This is a genomic window from Psychrobacter sp. H26 (genome assembly GCF_059073035.1).
Genome location: NZ_JCACRW010000001.1, coordinates 2156822 through 2175681 on the forward strand (window position 1 = coordinate 2156822; position 18860 = coordinate 2175681).

4 protein-coding genes, 4 tRNA genes and 6 rRNA genes are annotated in these 18860 nt (G+C 45.5%); 4 read left to right on the forward strand and 10 right to left on the reverse strand.

Annotated elements, in window-relative coordinates:
* Positions 1 to 30 precede the first annotated feature (30 nt).
* The 10 genes from rrf (AC5JPT_RS08960) to AC5JPT_RS09005 form a co-directional block, all read right to left on the reverse strand.
* Positions 31 to 144: ribosomal RNA gene (gene rrf, locus AC5JPT_RS08960) — 5S ribosomal RNA — on the reverse strand.
* A gap of 163 nt (positions 145 to 307) precedes the next feature.
* A 23S ribosomal RNA gene (locus tag AC5JPT_RS08965) occupies positions 308 to 3163 on the reverse strand.
* Positions 3164 to 3513: 350 nt separating this feature from the next.
* A tRNA-Ala gene (locus AC5JPT_RS08970) sits at positions 3514 to 3589 on the reverse strand.
* Positions 3590 to 3599: 10 nt separating this feature from the next.
* Positions 3600 to 3676: transfer RNA gene (locus AC5JPT_RS08975), tRNA-Ile, on the reverse strand.
* Between the two features lie 73 nt (positions 3677 to 3749).
* Positions 3750 to 5288 (reverse strand): 16S ribosomal RNA (locus tag AC5JPT_RS08980).
* A gap of 678 nt (positions 5289 to 5966) precedes the next feature.
* Positions 5967 to 6080: ribosomal RNA gene (gene rrf / locus AC5JPT_RS08985) — 5S ribosomal RNA — on the reverse strand.
* Positions 6081 to 6243: 163 nt separating this feature from the next.
* Positions 6244 to 9099, reverse strand: a 23S ribosomal RNA gene (locus AC5JPT_RS08990).
* 350 nt (positions 9100 to 9449) lie between these two features.
* Positions 9450 to 9525: transfer RNA gene (locus AC5JPT_RS08995), tRNA-Ala, on the reverse strand.
* A 10-nt stretch (positions 9526 to 9535) separates the two neighbouring features.
* Positions 9536 to 9612 (reverse strand) — tRNA-Ile (locus AC5JPT_RS09000).
* A 73-nt stretch (positions 9613 to 9685) separates the two neighbouring features.
* Positions 9686 to 11224, reverse strand: a 16S ribosomal RNA gene (locus AC5JPT_RS09005).
* The 16S, 23S and 5S rRNA genes sit together here with 4 tRNA genes alongside, the layout of an rRNA operon.
* Before the next feature lie 1161 nt (positions 11225 to 12385).
* Between AC5JPT_RS09005 and thrS the strand changes: the two genes are divergently transcribed.
* From thrS to rnr, 4 genes are all read left to right on the forward strand, one after another.
* Positions 12386 to 14320: a threonine--tRNA ligase gene (gene thrS / locus AC5JPT_RS09010; protein WP_493857843.1), complete on the forward strand. Its 1935-nt coding sequence runs from the start codon at positions 12386 to 12388 to the stop codon at positions 14318 to 14320.
* A 23-nt stretch (positions 14321 to 14343) separates the two neighbouring features.
* Positions 14344 to 14847, forward strand: a complete 504-nt coding sequence (infC, locus tag AC5JPT_RS09015; RefSeq protein ID WP_057762155.1) for a translation initiation factor IF-3 — start codon at positions 14344 to 14346, stop codon at positions 14845 to 14847.
* Between the two features lie 350 nt (positions 14848 to 15197).
* Positions 15198 to 16442 carry a toxic anion resistance protein gene (locus AC5JPT_RS09020; protein WP_443524853.1) on the forward strand — a complete coding sequence of 415 codons (1245 nt, stop codon included), beginning with the start codon at positions 15198 to 15200 and terminating at the stop codon, positions 16440 to 16442.
* Between the two features lie 138 nt (positions 16443 to 16580).
* A complete protein-coding gene (gene rnr / locus AC5JPT_RS09025; RefSeq protein ID WP_493857844.1) occupies positions 16581 to 18857 on the forward strand; it encodes a ribonuclease R in 2277 nt (758 codons plus the stop codon).
* Positions 18858 to 18860: the final 3 nt, after the last annotated feature.

Here is an 18860-nt window from a genome sequence, read left to right on the forward strand (position 1 = left end):
AACGTTGGGGGCTTTTACTTTAGAATAGAGAGCTGACGATGACCTACTCTCACATGGGCGAACCACACTACCATTGGCGCAACGATGTTTCACTTCTGAGTTCGGGAAGGGATCAGGTGGGGCCATCGCGCTATTGTCGTCAGCAAAGGGGGCTAGATATGAGTCTGTTGTTTTTATTGTTTGACTATAAATGTTTAGTTTATGGTCGATCAACTTGTAACCTAACTGAATCAAGGTTAAAGGTGATATCGAAATGTTCTGTCTGTGACAGATTAATTAGACTTGGTACAAACCACTTGGGTGTTGTATGGTCAAGCCAAACGAGCAATTAGTACAGGTTAGCTACACACATCACTGTGCTTCCACACCCTGCCTATCAACGTCCTAGTCTTGAACGGCTCTTTAGGGAAATCTAATCTTGAGGTGGGCTTCCCGCTTAGATGCTTTCAGCGGTTATCCCATCCGAACGTAGCTACCGGGCAATGCCATTGGCATGACAACCCGAACACCAGTGGTTCGTCCACTCTGGTCCTCTCGTACTAGGAGCAGATCCTCTCAAATTTCCAACGCCCACGGTAGATAGGGACCGAACTGTCTCACGACGTTCTAAACCCAGCTCGCGTACCTCTTTAAATGGCGAACAGCCATACCCTTAGGACCTGCTTCAGCCCTAGGATGAGATGAGCCGACATCGAGGTGCCAAACACCGCCGTCGATATGAACTCTTGGGCGGTATCAGCCTGTTATCCCCAGAGTACCTTTTATCCGTTGAGCGATGGCCCTTCCATACAGAACCACCGGATCACTAAGACCTACTTTCGTACCTGCTCGACTTGTGGGTCTCGCAGTTAAGCGCGCTTTTGCCTTTATACTCTACGACCGATTTCCGACCGGTCTGAGCGCACCTTCGTACTCCTCCGTTACTCTTTAGGAGGAGACCGCCCCAGTCAAACTACCCACCATACATTGTCCTCGGTATTGTTATACCTGAGTTAGAACCCCAACATGACCAGGGTGGTATTTCAAGATTGGCTCCACCAAGACTAGCGTCTCGGCTTCAAAGCCTCCCACCTATCCTGCACAAGTCAGGTCAAAGTTCAATGTAAAGCTGTAGTAAAGGTTCACGGGGTCTTTCCGTCTAGCCGCGGGTACACAGCATCTTCACTGCGATTTCGATTTCACTGAGTCTCTGCTGGAGACAGCGCTGCCATCATTATGTCATTCGTGCAGGTCGGAACTTACCCGACAAGGAATTTCGCTACCTTAGGACCGTTATAGTTACGGCCGCCGTTTACTGGGGCTTCGATCAAGAGCTTCGCTTACGCTAACCCCATCAATTAACCTTCCAGCACCGGGCAGACATCACACCCTATACGTCCACTTTCGTGTTTGCAGAGTGCTGTGTTTTTAATAAACAGTTGCAGCAGCCTGGTATCTGCGACTGCCAACAGCTCAAGGAGCAAGTCCTATCACCATCAACAGCGTACCTTCTCCCGAAGTTACGGTACCATTTTGCCTAGTTCCTTCAGCAGAGTTCTCTCAAGCGCCTTGGTATTCTCTACCTGATCACCTGTGTCGGTTTAGGGTACGATTCGTTTATAACTATTGCTTAGAAGCTTTTCCTGGAAGCATGGTATTTGCCACTTCGTCCTACAAGTAGGACTTGCTATCAGATCTCGGTATGAAATAGCCCGGATTTACCTAAGCTATAAACCTACATCCTTTCACCTGGACAACCAACGCCAGGCTGACATAACCTTCTCCGTCCCTCCATCGCATTATAAACAAGTATCGGAATATTAACCGATTTCCCATCGACTACGCCTTTCGGCCTCGCCTTAGGGGTCGACTCACCCAGCCCCGATTAACGTTGGACTGGAACCCTTGATCTTCCGGCGTGCGAGCTTTTCACTCGCATTATCGTTACTCACGTCAGCATTCGCTCTTGTGATACCTCCAGCATGCTTTACAACACACCTTCACAGGCTTACACAACGCTCCCCTACCACTTGAAAACAAATTCAAATCCGCAGCTTCGGCTCCTAGTTTGAGCCCCGTTACATCTTCCGCGCGGGCCGACTCGACTAGTGAGCTATTACGCTTTCTTTAAAGGATGGCTGCTTCTAAGCCAACCTCCTAGCTGTCTATGCCTTCCCACCTCGTTTCCCACTTAACTAGGAATTTGGGGCCTTAGCTGGCGGTCTGGGTTGTTTCCCTCTCCACAATGGACGTTAGCACCCACTGTGTGTCTCCCGGATATCACTCATCGGTATTCGGAGTTTGCATCGGTTTGGTAAGTCGGTATGACCCCCTAGCCGAAACAGTGCTCTACCCCCAATGGTGTTCGTCCGAGGCGCTACCTAAATAGCTTTCGGGGAGAACCAGCTATCACCGAGTTTGATTAGCCTTTCACCCCTATCCACAAGTCATCCCCTGGCTTTTCAACGACAGTGGGTTCGGTCCTCCGGTGCCTGTTACGGCACTTTCAACCTGCTCATGGATAGATCACTCGGTTTCGGGTCTATGCCCTGCAACTAATCGCCCTATTAAGACTCGGTTTCCCTACGGCTCCCCTAAACGGTTAACCTTGCTACAGAACATAAGTCGCTGACCCATTATACAAAAGGTACGCGGTCACCTAACAAGTAGGCTCCCACTGCTTGTACGCACACGGTTTCAGGTTCTATTTCACTCCCCTCACAGGGGTTCTTTTCGCCTTTCCCTCACGGTACTGGTTCACTATCGGTCAGTCAGGAGTATTTAGCCTTGGAGGATGGTCCCCCCATCTTCAAACAGGATTTCTCGTGCCCCGCTCTACTTAATATGTTAATGCTAATGTTTCGAATACAGGACTATCACCTACTACGGTCAGCTTTCCCACGCTGTTCTTCTACATTAGTACTAATCGGCTTCTCCCCGTTCGCTCGCCGCTACTAGGGGAATCTCAATTGATGTCTATTCCTAAGGGTACTGAGATGTTTCACTTCCCCTCGTTCGCTTCCTAATAAATTAGGATACCTACCTTATGGTAAGTGGGTTTCCCCATTCAGAAATCTCCGGATCACAGGATATTGCCGCCTCCCCGAAGCTTATCGCAGGCTGTCACGTCTTTCATCGCCTCTGACTGCCAAGGCATCCACCATGTGCGCTTCATTACTTGACCATACAACCCCAAGTAGTCTCTCGACTTCTAAGTGTCATACAATCTAATTATGATAACGATATCACCTATGTTTATACGCTTGATTCAGTTCTCTTTACTTTTTTAATAACTCACCCCTGGGATAACAACTGATGTCGTTAAGAGGTGAGTTATTAAGGTTAAGAAGTGCGCGTGAACACGCTCTTCCTAACCCAGACTCATATCTATGTTTTTAAATAGTCTCTATGCTCTCGTCGAGTCACAGATTCTGTATAAAACAGAAAGAAGTAATCGTGTCTTTATTCAAGATGAATCACTTGTTTCTATTTGATACCTATTTTTATTTAGCACTCTAAGCTTAACTAAAGTAGTGGTGGAGCCAAACGGAGTCGAACCGTTGACCTCCTGCGTGCAAGGCAGGCGCTCTACCAACTGAGCTATGGCCCCATTATATAAATGGTGGGTCTAAGTGGACTCGAACCACTGACCCCCGCGTTATCAACACGGTGCTCTAACCAGCTGAGCTACAGACCCTAATACGTCCTAAAACGTAAGCTTAAACTAAAGAACAACTTGTTGTGAATTCTTGCTGACCGAATGCCATCTATAAGGAGGTGATCCAGCCGCAGGTTCCCCTACGGCTACCTTGTTACGACTTCACCCCAGTCATCAACCACACCGTGGTGAACGCTCCCCCGAAGGTTAAGCTATCCACTTCTGGTGCAATCAACTCCCATGGTGTGACGGGCGGTGTGTACAAGGCCCGGGAACGTATTCACCGCGGCATTCTGATCCGCGATTACTAGCGATTCCTACTTCATGGAGTCGAGTTGCAGACTCCAATCTGGACTACGATAGGCTTTTTGAGATTCGCATCACATCGCTGTGTAGCTGCCCTCTGTACCTACCATTGTAGCACGTGTGTAGCCCTGGTCGTAAGGGCCATGATGACTTGACGTCGTCCCCGCCTTCCTCCAGTTTGTCACTGGCAGTATCCTTAGAGTTCCCGGCTTAACCCGCTGGTAACTAAGGACAAGGGTTGCGCTCGTTGCGGGACTTAACCCAACATCTCACGACACGAGCTGACGACAGCCATGCAGCACCTGTATTCTAATTCCCGAAGGCACTCCCGCATCTCTGCAGGATTCTAGATATGTCAAGACCAGGTAAGGTTCTTCGCGTTGCATCGAATTAAACCACATGCTCCACCGCTTGTGCGGGCCCCCGTCAATTCATTTGAGTTTTAACCTTGCGGCCGTACTCCCCAGGCGGTCTACTTATTGCGTTAGCTGCGTCACTAAGTCCTCAAGGGACCCAACGACTAGTAGACATCGTTTACGGCGTGGACTACCAGGGTATCTAATCCTGTTTGCTACCCACGCTTTCGAGCCTCAGTGTCAGTATGATGCCAGGAAGCTGCCTTCGCCATCGGTATTCCTTCAGATCTCTACGCATTTCACCGCTACACCTGAAATTCTACTTCCCTCTCACCTACTCTAGCCTAACAGTTTCAGATGCAGTTCCCAGGTTAAGCCCGGGGATTTCACATCTGACTTATCAAGCCACCTACGCTCGCTTTACGCCCAGTAATTCCGATTAACGCTTGCACCCTCTGTATTACCGCGGCTGCTGGCACAGAGTTAGCCGGTGCTTATTCTGCAGCTAATGTCATCGTCTCCGGGTATTAACCGAAGAGTCTTCTTCACTGCTTAAAGTGCTTTACAACCAAAAGGCCTTCTTCACACACGCGGCATGGCTGGATCAGGGTTTCCCCCATTGTCCAATATTCCCCACTGCTGCCTCCCGTAGGAGTCCGGGCCGTGTCTCAGTCCCGGTGTGGCTGATCATCCTCTCAGACCAGCTACAGATCGTCGCCATGGTAGGCCTTTACCCCACCATCTAGCTAATCCGACTTAGGCTCATCTAATAGCGAGAGCAACAAGTTGCCCCCTTTCTCCCGTAGGACGTATGCGGTATTAATACGAGTTTCCCCGTGCTATCCCCCACTACTAGGTAGATTCCTAAGTATTACTCACCCGTCCGCCGCTCGACGCCTGGTAGCAAGCTACCATCGTTTCCGCTCGACTTGCATGTGTTAAGCCTGCCGCCAGCGTTCAATCTGAGCCATGATCAAACTCTTCAGTTTAATCTTGCTATGAAGCTCTTTAAAGAAGCTTCTAAACTTGGCTCATCTAATCTGGCAAAATCGCTAAAAATTATGTTCGTAATGAATTAACTTTGAGTTTTTCTGCTGTCTTAAATGATAATTTTTATAGTTAATAATCTTCCCGAAAAGAAAAGATAGTCAACTTTATTTTTTAGCATTCTGAATCAGCAAAAATCCACACAAGTTGTTCTTTAGTTATGCTTTTAAATAGTCTCAATCACTGTCGTCCAGTCATCGATATATAGGGTATTTCTTTTGCCATCTAGCCAATCCGTCTCCGGTTAAGCTATCTAGCGAGCCGACTATCTTATCATAATGATTTGATTTGTCAAGACTTTTTATAATTTCGTTTCACCAGGTTAACTAAGTTATTTATATGTAATTGACATATAAGCTTCTCAGTCCGTCTGATGAGGGCGTATTATAGACGCTTTATTTATTTAGTCAAGAAGTATTTTCTATTTAATTCAAACAATCTACATCGTTCAAATCAGTAAACCACTTCCCTTTCGACTGGGTGGCATTATACGCATATCTATTGAGAACGCAAGGAGTATTGTAACTATTTTATAAATAGATCTTTATACATATTTCAAAATTCCGGACAAAGAAAATCCCCCGCCTAGATAACTAGTCGGGGGATATTTCAGAATAGAGAGCTGACGATGACCTACTCTCACATGGGCGAACCACACTACCATTGGCGCAACGATGTTTCACTTCTGAGTTCGGGAAGGGATCAGGTGGGGCCATCGCGCTATTGTCGTCAGCAAAGGGGGCTAGATATGAGTCTGTTGTTTTTATTGTTTGACTATAAATGTTTAGTTTATGGTCGATCAACTTGTAACCTAACTGAATCAAGGTTAAAGGTGATATCGAAATGTTCTGTCTGTGACAGATTAATTAGACTTGGTACAAACCACTTGGGTGTTGTATGGTCAAGCCAAACGAGCAATTAGTACAGGTTAGCTACACACATCACTGTGCTTCCACACCCTGCCTATCAACGTCCTAGTCTTGAACGGCTCTTTAGGGAAATCTAATCTTGAGGTGGGCTTCCCGCTTAGATGCTTTCAGCGGTTATCCCATCCGAACGTAGCTACCGGGCAATGCCATTGGCATGACAACCCGAACACCAGTGGTTCGTCCACTCTGGTCCTCTCGTACTAGGAGCAGATCCTCTCAAATTTCCAACGCCCACGGTAGATAGGGACCGAACTGTCTCACGACGTTCTAAACCCAGCTCGCGTACCTCTTTAAATGGCGAACAGCCATACCCTTAGGACCTGCTTCAGCCCTAGGATGAGATGAGCCGACATCGAGGTGCCAAACACCGCCGTCGATATGAACTCTTGGGCGGTATCAGCCTGTTATCCCCAGAGTACCTTTTATCCGTTGAGCGATGGCCCTTCCATACAGAACCACCGGATCACTAAGACCTACTTTCGTACCTGCTCGACTTGTGGGTCTCGCAGTTAAGCGCGCTTTTGCCTTTATACTCTACGACCGATTTCCGACCGGTCTGAGCGCACCTTCGTACTCCTCCGTTACTCTTTAGGAGGAGACCGCCCCAGTCAAACTACCCACCATACATTGTCCTCGGTATTGTTATACCTGAGTTAGAACCCCAACATGACCAGGGTGGTATTTCAAGATTGGCTCCACCAAGACTAGCGTCTCGGCTTCAAAGCCTCCCACCTATCCTGCACAAGTCAGGTCAAAGTTCAATGTAAAGCTGTAGTAAAGGTTCACGGGGTCTTTCCGTCTAGCCGCGGGTACACAGCATCTTCACTGCGATTTCGATTTCACTGAGTCTCTGCTGGAGACAGCGCTGCCATCATTATGTCATTCGTGCAGGTCGGAACTTACCCGACAAGGAATTTCGCTACCTTAGGACCGTTATAGTTACGGCCGCCGTTTACTGGGGCTTCGATCAAGAGCTTCGCTTACGCTAACCCCATCAATTAACCTTCCAGCACCGGGCAGACATCACACCCTATACGTCCACTTTCGTGTTTGCAGAGTGCTGTGTTTTTAATAAACAGTTGCAGCAGCCTGGTATCTGCGACTGCCAACAGCTCAAGGAGCAAGTCCTATCACCATCAACAGCGTACCTTCTCCCGAAGTTACGGTACCATTTTGCCTAGTTCCTTCAGCAGAGTTCTCTCAAGCGCCTTGGTATTCTCTACCTGATCACCTGTGTCGGTTTAGGGTACGATTCGTTTATAACTATTGCTTAGAAGCTTTTCCTGGAAGCATGGTATTTGCCACTTCGTCCTACAAGTAGGACTTGCTATCAGATCTCGGTATGAAATAGCCCGGATTTACCTAAGCTATAAACCTACATCCTTTCACCTGGACAACCAACGCCAGGCTGACATAACCTTCTCCGTCCCTCCATCGCATTATAAACAAGTATCGGAATATTAACCGATTTCCCATCGACTACGCCTTTCGGCCTCGCCTTAGGGGTCGACTCACCCAGCCCCGATTAACGTTGGACTGGAACCCTTGATCTTCCGGCGTGCGAGCTTTTCACTCGCATTATCGTTACTCACGTCAGCATTCGCTCTTGTGATACCTCCAGCATGCTTTACAACACACCTTCACAGGCTTACACAACGCTCCCCTACCACTTGAAAACAAATTCAAATCCGCAGCTTCGGCTCCTAGTTTGAGCCCCGTTACATCTTCCGCGCGGGCCGACTCGACTAGTGAGCTATTACGCTTTCTTTAAAGGATGGCTGCTTCTAAGCCAACCTCCTAGCTGTCTATGCCTTCCCACCTCGTTTCCCACTTAACTAGGAATTTGGGGCCTTAGCTGGCGGTCTGGGTTGTTTCCCTCTCCACAATGGACGTTAGCACCCACTGTGTGTCTCCCGGATATCACTCATCGGTATTCGGAGTTTGCATCGGTTTGGTAAGTCGGTATGACCCCCTAGCCGAAACAGTGCTCTACCCCCAATGGTGTTCGTCCGAGGCGCTACCTAAATAGCTTTCGGGGAGAACCAGCTATCACCGAGTTTGATTAGCCTTTCACCCCTATCCACAAGTCATCCCCTGGCTTTTCAACGACAGTGGGTTCGGTCCTCCGGTGCCTGTTACGGCACTTTCAACCTGCTCATGGATAGATCACTCGGTTTCGGGTCTATGCCCTGCAACTAATCGCCCTATTAAGACTCGGTTTCCCTACGGCTCCCCTAAACGGTTAACCTTGCTACAGAACATAAGTCGCTGACCCATTATACAAAAGGTACGCGGTCACCTAACAAGTAGGCTCCCACTGCTTGTACGCACACGGTTTCAGGTTCTATTTCACTCCCCTCACAGGGGTTCTTTTCGCCTTTCCCTCACGGTACTGGTTCACTATCGGTCAGTCAGGAGTATTTAGCCTTGGAGGATGGTCCCCCCATCTTCAAACAGGATTTCTCGTGCCCCGCTCTACTTAATATGTTAATGCTAATGTTTCGAATACAGGACTATCACCTACTACGGTCAGCTTTCCCACGCTGTTCTTCTACATTAGTACTAATCGGCTTCTCCCCGTTCGCTCGCCGCTACTAGGGGAATCTCAATTGATGTCTATTCCTAAGGGTACTGAGATGTTTCACTTCCCCTCGTTCGCTTCCTAATAAATTAGGATACCTACCTTATGGTAAGTGGGTTTCCCCATTCAGAAATCTCCGGATCACAGGATATTGCCGCCTCCCCGAAGCTTATCGCAGGCTGTCACGTCTTTCATCGCCTCTGACTGCCAAGGCATCCACCATGTGCGCTTCATTACTTGACCATACAACCCCAAGTAGTCTCTCGACTTCTAAGTGTCATACAATCTAATTATGATAACGATATCACCTATGTTTATACGCTTGATTCAGTTCTCTTTACTTTTTTAATAACTCACCCCTGGGATAACAACTGATGTCGTTAAGAGGTGAGTTATTAAGGTTAAGAAGTGCGCGTGAACACGCTCTTCCTAACCCAGACTCATATCTATGTTTTTAAATAGTCTCTATGCTCTCGTCGAGTCACAGATTCTGTATAAAACAGAAAGAAGTAATCGTGTCTTTATTCAAGATGAATCACTTGTTTCTATTTGATACCTATTTTTATTTAGCACTCTAAGCTTAACTAAAGTAGTGGTGGAGCCAAACGGAGTCGAACCGTTGACCTCCTGCGTGCAAGGCAGGCGCTCTACCAACTGAGCTATGGCCCCATTATATAAATGGTGGGTCTAAGTGGACTCGAACCACTGACCCCCGCGTTATCAACACGGTGCTCTAACCAGCTGAGCTACAGACCCTAATACGTCCTAAAACGTAAGCTTAAACTAAAGAACAACTTGTTGTGAATTCTTGCTGACCGAATGCCATCTATAAGGAGGTGATCCAGCCGCAGGTTCCCCTACGGCTACCTTGTTACGACTTCACCCCAGTCATCAACCACACCGTGGTGAACGCTCCCCCGAAGGTTAAGCTATCCACTTCTGGTGCAATCAACTCCCATGGTGTGACGGGCGGTGTGTACAAGGCCCGGGAACGTATTCACCGCGGCATTCTGATCCGCGATTACTAGCGATTCCTACTTCATGGAGTCGAGTTGCAGACTCCAATCTGGACTACGATAGGCTTTTTGAGATTCGCATCACATCGCTGTGTAGCTGCCCTCTGTACCTACCATTGTAGCACGTGTGTAGCCCTGGTCGTAAGGGCCATGATGACTTGACGTCGTCCCCGCCTTCCTCCAGTTTGTCACTGGCAGTATCCTTAGAGTTCCCGGCTTAACCCGCTGGTAACTAAGGACAAGGGTTGCGCTCGTTGCGGGACTTAACCCAACATCTCACGACACGAGCTGACGACAGCCATGCAGCACCTGTATTCTAATTCCCGAAGGCACTCCCGCATCTCTGCAGGATTCTAGATATGTCAAGACCAGGTAAGGTTCTTCGCGTTGCATCGAATTAAACCACATGCTCCACCGCTTGTGCGGGCCCCCGTCAATTCATTTGAGTTTTAACCTTGCGGCCGTACTCCCCAGGCGGTCTACTTATTGCGTTAGCTGCGTCACTAAGTCCTCAAGGGACCCAACGACTAGTAGACATCGTTTACGGCGTGGACTACCAGGGTATCTAATCCTGTTTGCTACCCACGCTTTCGAGCCTCAGTGTCAGTATGATGCCAGGAAGCTGCCTTCGCCATCGGTATTCCTTCAGATCTCTACGCATTTCACCGCTACACCTGAAATTCTACTTCCCTCTCACCTACTCTAGCCTAACAGTTTCAGATGCAGTTCCCAGGTTAAGCCCGGGGATTTCACATCTGACTTATCAAGCCACCTACGCTCGCTTTACGCCCAGTAATTCCGATTAACGCTTGCACCCTCTGTATTACCGCGGCTGCTGGCACAGAGTTAGCCGGTGCTTATTCTGCAGCTAATGTCATCGTCTCCGGGTATTAACCGAAGAGTCTTCTTCACTGCTTAAAGTGCTTTACAACCAAAAGGCCTTCTTCACACACGCGGCATGGCTGGATCAGGGTTTCCCCCATTGTCCAATATTCCCCACTGCTGCCTCCCGTAGGAGTCCGGGCCGTGTCTCAGTCCCGGTGTGGCTGATCATCCTCTCAGACCAGCTACAGATCGTCGCCATGGTAGGCCTTTACCCCACCATCTAGCTAATCCGACTTAGGCTCATCTAATAGCGAGAGCAACAAGTTGCCCCCTTTCTCCCGTAGGACGTATGCGGTATTAATACGAGTTTCCCCGTGCTATCCCCCACTACTAGGTAGATTCCTAAGTATTACTCACCCGTCCGCCGCTCGACGCCTGGTAGCAAGCTACCATCGTTTCCGCTCGACTTGCATGTGTTAAGCCTGCCGCCAGCGTTCAATCTGAGCCATGATCAAACTCTTCAGTTTAATCTTGCTATGAAGCTCTTTAAAGAAGCTTCTAAACTTGGCTCATCTAATCTGGCAAAATCGCTAAAAATTATGTTCGTAATGAATTAACTTTGAGTTTTTCTGCTGTCTTAAATGATAATTTTTATAGTTAATAATCTTCCCGAAAAGAAAAGATAGTCAACTTTATTTTTTAGCATTCTGAATCAGCAAAAATCCACACAAGTTGTTCTTTAGTTATGCTTTTAAATAGTCTCAATCACTGTCGTCCAGTCATCGATATATAGGGTATTTCTTTTGCCATCTAGCCAATCCGTCTCCGGTTAAGCTATCTAGCGAGCCGACTATCTTATCATAATGATTTGATTTGTCAAGACTTTTTATAATTTCGTTTCACCAGGTTAACTGCGTTATTAATATGTAATTTACATATCAGTCACCGCTAGTCCGTCCGATGAGGGCGTATTATAGAGAGTTTAATCACTGTGTCAACCAATTTTATACATGTTTTTAAACTTATTTTACAGCTGTCGAAAATACTAAATAGTTTCAATAGCTTATAAGTTGGTCGATTGGTGGGTATGGTAGAGGAATAGGTACGTGCTGCGATAAGTGCGCTTTTATAGCTACTTTTGGCTTTTATTAGTATAGATAATATTTGTGTTTTCTACCTTTCTAATATTCGCTCTACTTAAGCACTTTATCGATTCTACCTTTTATATTGATATTTTCACAAATTATACTATATAGGAGAACCACGATAATCATTAATAGAGTACTAGCGATACTTTGACCCACAGAACTGGATTTATAGAATTGCGCGTTCAAAACTGTTTCTTCTTATCTCTTAGCTTTTGTACCTTCTGTTAACTGCCTCTCTATCCTTTGATATCTAGTGTTGTTAGAGGGTTTTTGCTATAATCATCGGTCTATTGCATTATTTGTTTTTGCGCCGCACTAGCATTGCTCTGACAACGAAGTATTACTTACTGTATTAATAGTGGTGAATCTCCTTGAAGAATAATTGAGCTTCGCAATATGCAGTATTGGACAGCTTATAGAATAATGTATACCTCCCACTACATATCACAATGATTGGATATAATTGATGCGGTCTCACGGTTACATGATTGATGGTTGCAGTCATCACTGCCAACGGACCCAATAACAGGCGAATAGATTATGGTAGCGATTACTTTACCCGATGGTAGCGTAAAAGATTTCGAAGGTAATACAACAGTCATGGAAGTGGCGCAGAGTATTGGGACGGGACTCGCTAAAGCGACGGTTGCTGGACGTGTAAATGGTCAATTAGTCGATGCGCACGACCCTATCATTGCTGATGCCAATGTTGAAATTGTAACGCCGAAAGATGATGACGGTGTCGATATTATTCGTCATTCATGTGCTCATCTATTAGGACATGCGGTTAAGCAGCTTTATCCTGACGTCAAAATGGTCATTGGTCCTGTTATTGACGACGGCTTTTATTACGACATCTTTAGTGAGACACCGTTCACACCTGAGCATATGGAAGCAATTGAAAAACGCATGATTGCGCTAATTAAGCAAGATTATGACGTTATCAAAAAAATGACGCCTCGTGCCGAAGCAATTGAGATATTTGAATCACGTAACGAAGACTACAAGTTAAAGCTTATTAATGATATGCCAGGCGAAGAAGCATTTGGTCTGTATCATCATCAAGAATATGTCGATATGTGCCGCGGCCCACATGTGCCGAACACACGCTTTTTAAAAGTATTTAAACTGACTAAAATGTCAGGTGCTTATTGGCGCGGTGATGCGAAAAACGAACAGCTACAACGTATTTATGGTACGGCTTGGGCAGATAAGAAACAGCTAAAAGCTTATATACAGCGTATTGAGGAAGCTGAAAAACGTGACCATCGTAAAATCGGTAAAGCGTTAAATTTATTCCATATGCAAGAGCAAGCGCCAGGTATGGTGTTTTGGCATGCGAATGGTTGGACGATTTATCAAGTACTTGAACAATATATGCGCAAAGTACAATACGACAATGGCTACGAAGAGATCAAAACACCGCAAATCGTTGATCGCAGCTTGTGGGAACGCTCAGGACATTGGGGCAATTATGCAACTAATATGTTCACCACTGCTAGTGAAAACCGTGATTACGCGGTAAAACCAATGAACTGCCCTTGTCATGTGCAAGTGTTCAATCAAGGCCTAAAGTCTTACCGTGACTTACCGCTGCGTATGGCTGAGTTTGGTTCTTGTCATCGTAACGAGCCATCAGGGTCATTACATGGTTTGATGCGCGTACGCGGTTTTACGCAAGATGATGCACATATTTTCTGTACTCAGGCACAGATTCAGCAAGAAGTGGCTGACTTTATTAAGCTAACGCTTGCTGTTTATGAGGATTTCGGCTTTGATAATATCATTATGAAGCTCTCTACTCGTCCTGAAAAACGTGTTGGTAGTGATGAGTCTTGGGATTTTGCAGAAAAGGCTTTAGCAGATGCGCTTGATAGCTCAGAGCTAGACTGGGATTACTTACCTGGTGAAGGTGCATTCTATGGTCCAAAGATTGAGTTTAGTCTAAAGGATTCATTAGGTCGTATTTGGCAGTGCGGCACCATTCAGGTTGATCCAAACATGCCTGAGCGTCTCGATGCAGAGTTCGTCAATGAGCAAAACGATCGTGAAGTACCTATTATGTTGCACCGTGCAATCTTAGGTTCGTTTGAGCGTTTCATTGGTATTTTGATCGAAAACTACGCGGGTTGGATGCCAGTATGGCTAGCACCGCAGCAAGTTGTGGTCATGAATATCACTGATAAACAAGCTGATGCCTGTGAAAACGTGGTTAGCGAGCTCAAAAATGCAGGTTTGCGCGCTATTAGCGACTTGCGTAACGAAAAGATTGGATTTAAGATACGAGAGAAAACATTAGAACGTATTCCCTATATGCTAGTATTAGGGGATAAAGAAGTTGAATCGGGCAGTGTCAACGTCCGAACTCGCGAAGGTGAGAACCTTGGCGTCATGAGTATTTCTGAATTTATTACATTAGTACAGACCGCTGTCAGCAAGAAAGGCCGACAGACCCCAAAAACAGATGAGGAGTAATACCTATTAAACAGTCAAACCGTTTGAACATCAACGAAGATATCAACGTCAAAGAAGTCCGTCTCGTCAAAGAAGATGGCGAGCAAATGGGCGTGGTTGATATCGCAACCGCGATGAAAGCGGCACGTGATGAAAACCTAGATTTGGTTGAACTAGTTCCTGAAGCTAAGCCACCAGTATGTAAGATTATGGATTATAAGCATTTCCTCTATGATCAAAAACAAAAGGCTAAAGAAGCTAAGAAAAACCAAAAGCAGACTCAGCTAAAAGAGATGAAGCTACGTCCTAGTACCGAAGAAGCTGATTATCAGGTTAAACTGAGAAAAATCGTAAGCTTCTTGGAAGATCAAGACAAAGTTAAAATTAGCATCCGTTTCCGCGGACGTGAAATGGCGCACCAAGATATTGGTCGCAAACAACTTGATCGTATCATTGAAGATACTGCTGATATCTCAAACGTCGAACAATACCCTAAGATGGAAGGTCGTCAAATGGGTATGCTGCTCGGACCTACTAAGAAAAAGTAATCTGTTAGTAGGATTGCTTTGAGTAGTGGCTGTTAGTTGATATAGCTATTTATAACTCTGACCATCAATATGCTGCGGGATATTGATGGTTTTTTATTACCTGTGCTGATGTATACCTCTTTGAGATGTGGGCAGGGAAATGTGTGTAGCCAGATATAATTGGCTGACGCTATTTTACAAAATCCACCTTCTCAACTATTTGATTACGCGGTAATCTAAAGGTCTGTTTTATATTTGCTAATCAGCATTTATTCGAACTTTTTAGGTAAGTGTATAAAAATAACGTACATCATGACCATCAGAGTCATTGACAACAAACACTACTTTTATCAGACATCAAAGGAAATTTCATGCAAGAATTGACGCCACCAGAAAACGCCGCAACTCCTACTATATCTCTCACAGCGCCTGAGCCTGTCAAAGAAATACAGAAAAGTGAAGCCGATCAGATGGTCAAGTTGGATGAAAGCCAAATTCCAGAACTCGATGCTAAAGTTGATGCATTTGTCGATCATGTGATTACCAATTCAGTGCATAGTCCAGAGTTTCAGCAAAACGTTCAATCTATCCATAATCTAGGGACAAAAGAGATTCGTGAATCGGCACAAGTCTCTAATCGTATGCTGGATCTACCAGCAAAAAGTCTTAATGACAGTTTGTTTGATAACTCCCCTATTGCAAAGTCTTTAACTGAGCTACGCGGTATTGTGGAAGATTTAGACCCAAGTAAAAAAGAGTTGACTAACTCACGTAAGCTATTCGGTCTGATTCCATTCGGTAATAAAGTACAAGACTATTTCCGTCAGTATGAGTCCGCCCAGTCGCACATTAATGCTGTTGTGACCAGTCTATACAATGGCAAAGATGAGCTGCTCAAAGACAATGCGATGATTGAGCAAGAAAAAGTCAATATGTGGGAGCTGATGCAATCTATTCGTCAATATGTCTATGTTGGCAAAAAAATTGATGAACAGTTGGAGCAAAAGGTCTACGCGATAGAAGCAACAGATCCAGAAAAAGCGCGCATCATTAAAGAAGAGATGCTGTTTTATGTCCGTCAAAAAAACACCGACTTTTTGACCCAGTTAGCAGTAAATGTACAAGGTTATCTGGCACTGGATACTATTCGCCGTAATAACCTAGAGCTAATTAAAGGCGTTGATCGTGCAACCACGACCACCGTTTCAGCGCTGCGTACGGCTGTTGTCGTTGCCCAAGCAATGACCAATCAAAAACTGGTACTAGATCAAATCACAGCATTGAACAAGACCACCAGTAGCTTGATTGAATCAACCTCGGCCATGCTCAAGCGTCAGTCAGGCGAGATCCATGAGCAAGCGACCAGCAGTAGTATTGAACTTGATAAACTGCAAAACGCCTTCAATAATGTCTATGACACTATGGATATGATCAGTAATTATAAAATTGAAGCGCTAGAAAATATGAAGCAAACGGTCAATACCTTGACCACTGAAGTAGATAAAGCACAAAAATATTTGGATAAATCAAATCAAACCACGGTGCTCGAAGTTTCAAAAGAATTGGATAGCAAAAAAATCACTAACCAATCAAACAGTGTCGATATTGATATTTGATTTATCTATATAGCAGTCACTAAAAGTTGGCTGCTTCCTGCTATCGAATACACATAAGAAAATTGACGCAAGATATTGCGCCGTCGTTCGTGTTAAGATAGCCCCTATTAATAGTCTTAAAAATAGATACGGTAATTTATGAGTTGGAATGATCCAAACGCCTCGAGTGAGGCAAAAAAATACGACAACCCGATTCCTAGTCGCGAACTGATACTCAGTACGATTAATGAACATGGGGAAGTCACACATCAACAATTGGCAAAAGCCTTTAATATTGATGATCCCGACCAATTCGATGCTTTAGGCAACCGCCTAAAAGCAATGGCACGTGATGGACAAGTAAACCGCGAAGGCCGTCCTTATCGCTATCGCACAGTTACTAAGCAAGATATCGTCACAGGTATGGTGTCTGCACATCCAAAGGGTTTTGGGTTTGTGGTATTGAGTGATATGCCAGATTTGTTTTTACATGAAAAACAAATGCGCTGGGTATTCAATGGTGATACGGTAGAAGCTGTCGGTACATCAACAGACAATCGTGGTCGCACTGAAGGTCGCATCGTCGATGTGGTTGAACGTCGCCAAAACAACTTCATTGGAACGCTTGCACGTGATGAAGACGGCTACTGCGTGGAGCTTGGTAGTCCAAACAACCATCAGCCAATTACCGTTACTGATGAAAACGTACAAGCGCTAAATGCTAAGCAAGGCGCACCTGTCAAAGTTGATATCATTGACTGGCCAAACCAGCATGAGTTTGGTACAGGTAAAATCACTGAAGTCCTATCTGACGATAATGATCGTGAACTGATCATCGAAACAACCCTTCTTAACTATGATATTCCATCAGAGTTCAGTGAGGCGGCTCTCAAGCAAGCTGGTGACTATCAAGAACCAACTGAAAATGATATCAAAGGTCGTAAAGACTTGCGCCATCTACCACTTGTTACTATCGATGGCGAAGATGCTCGTGATTTCGATGATGCTGTATTTGCTGAGAAACGCTCAGGTGGTAACTACCGTGTGGTGGTTGCAATTGCTGATGTTAGCTACTATGTCACGCCAAATTCACCACTTGATCAAGATGCCTATGAGCGCGGTACGTCCGTATACTTCCCGCATCGCGTGATTCCGATGCTACCTGAAGTGCTCTCTAACGGACTGTGTTCACTGAATCCTAATCTAGATCGTCTATGTATGGTCGCTGATATTAAGATATCGCGTGCTGGTAAAGTGACCGGATATGAATTTTATCCATCAGTCATGCATTCACAAGCCCGTCTAACCTATAATCAAGTGAACGATTATTTGGTGAACCCGAATGATAAGAGATTACCTAAGTCACTGACAGGTAATAAAGAGGTTAAAAAGTCTGTTGATACGTTGCATCAGTTGTATGAACTACTGCTCAAAAAGCGTGAAGAACGTCATGCCATGGAATTTGAAACGGTTGAAACGTACATCAAGTTCAACGAAAAAGGTGGCATCGAAGCGATTTTGCCACGCACTCGTGGTGACTCTCAAAAGCTAATCGAAGAGTGTATGCTCCTTGCTAACACCTGTGCGGCTAACTTTGCGCTGAAACACGAGTTACCAGTCTTATATCGTAACCATGATAAGCCTGATAACGAGAAGTCGATGCGTATCCATGAATATGCAAAAAACTTCGGTTTACCTTTCCCAGAAGAGAACCCAACGCAAGCGGATTATCAGCGGATTATTGAAGCGACCAAAGACAGACCAGATGCAATCAGTATTCATAGCATGCTACTACGTTCGATGATGCAAGCAAACTATGCACCTGACAATATTGGTCACTTTGGCTTGGCTTATGACGAATATAGCCACTTTACTTCGCCTATCCGCCGTTACCCAGATCTGATGCTGCATCGTGGTATCAAAGCACAAGTAACGAACAGCAAGCAGCCTGTCATGGACTTCTCGCTTGAGGGTGCTGGTACGCAGACCTCAGACACAGAACGCCGTGCAGAAAAAGCATCGCGCTTTGTAGAGTCATGGCTCAAGTGTCATTACATGACTGACCATGTTGGTGAAGAGTTTGAAGGTGTGGTGACTACGGTAACGAGCTTTGGTCTGTTTGTCACATTGACTGACTTATACATCGATGGTTTGGTACATATCTCAAATGTCGGTGATGACTTCTTTGTCTATGATGAGCAGCAACAACAGCTGATCGGTAAAGACAAAGGTACATTATTTGGGCTTGGTGACTCAGTCAAAGTACAAGTTGCTGGCGTGAACATGGACCTACTGCAAATTGATTTTGATTTAAAAGAAAAATTGCAGTCGAGTGCCATGAACCAGACAAAGAAACAGCCTGCTAAAAAAGATCAACCTAAAAAGAGTCCTGCGAAGAGAAGTAATAATCGCAGAGGGTCTAGCAAAAAGAGCTAATCT

Bases quoted from the DNA above. Each gene is read 5' to 3' on its own strand.
- AC5JPT_RS09020 (WP_443524853.1), top strand. From the start codon at position 15,198: ATGCAAGAATTGACGCCACCAGAAAACGCCGCAACTCCTACTATATCT.
- rnr (WP_493857844.1), top strand. From the start codon at position 16,581: ATGAGTTGGAATGATCCAAACGCCTCGAGTGAGGCAAAAAAATACGAC.
- thrS (WP_493857843.1), top strand. From the start codon at position 12,386: ATGGTAGCGATTACTTTACCCGATGGTAGCGTAAAAGATTTCGAAGGT.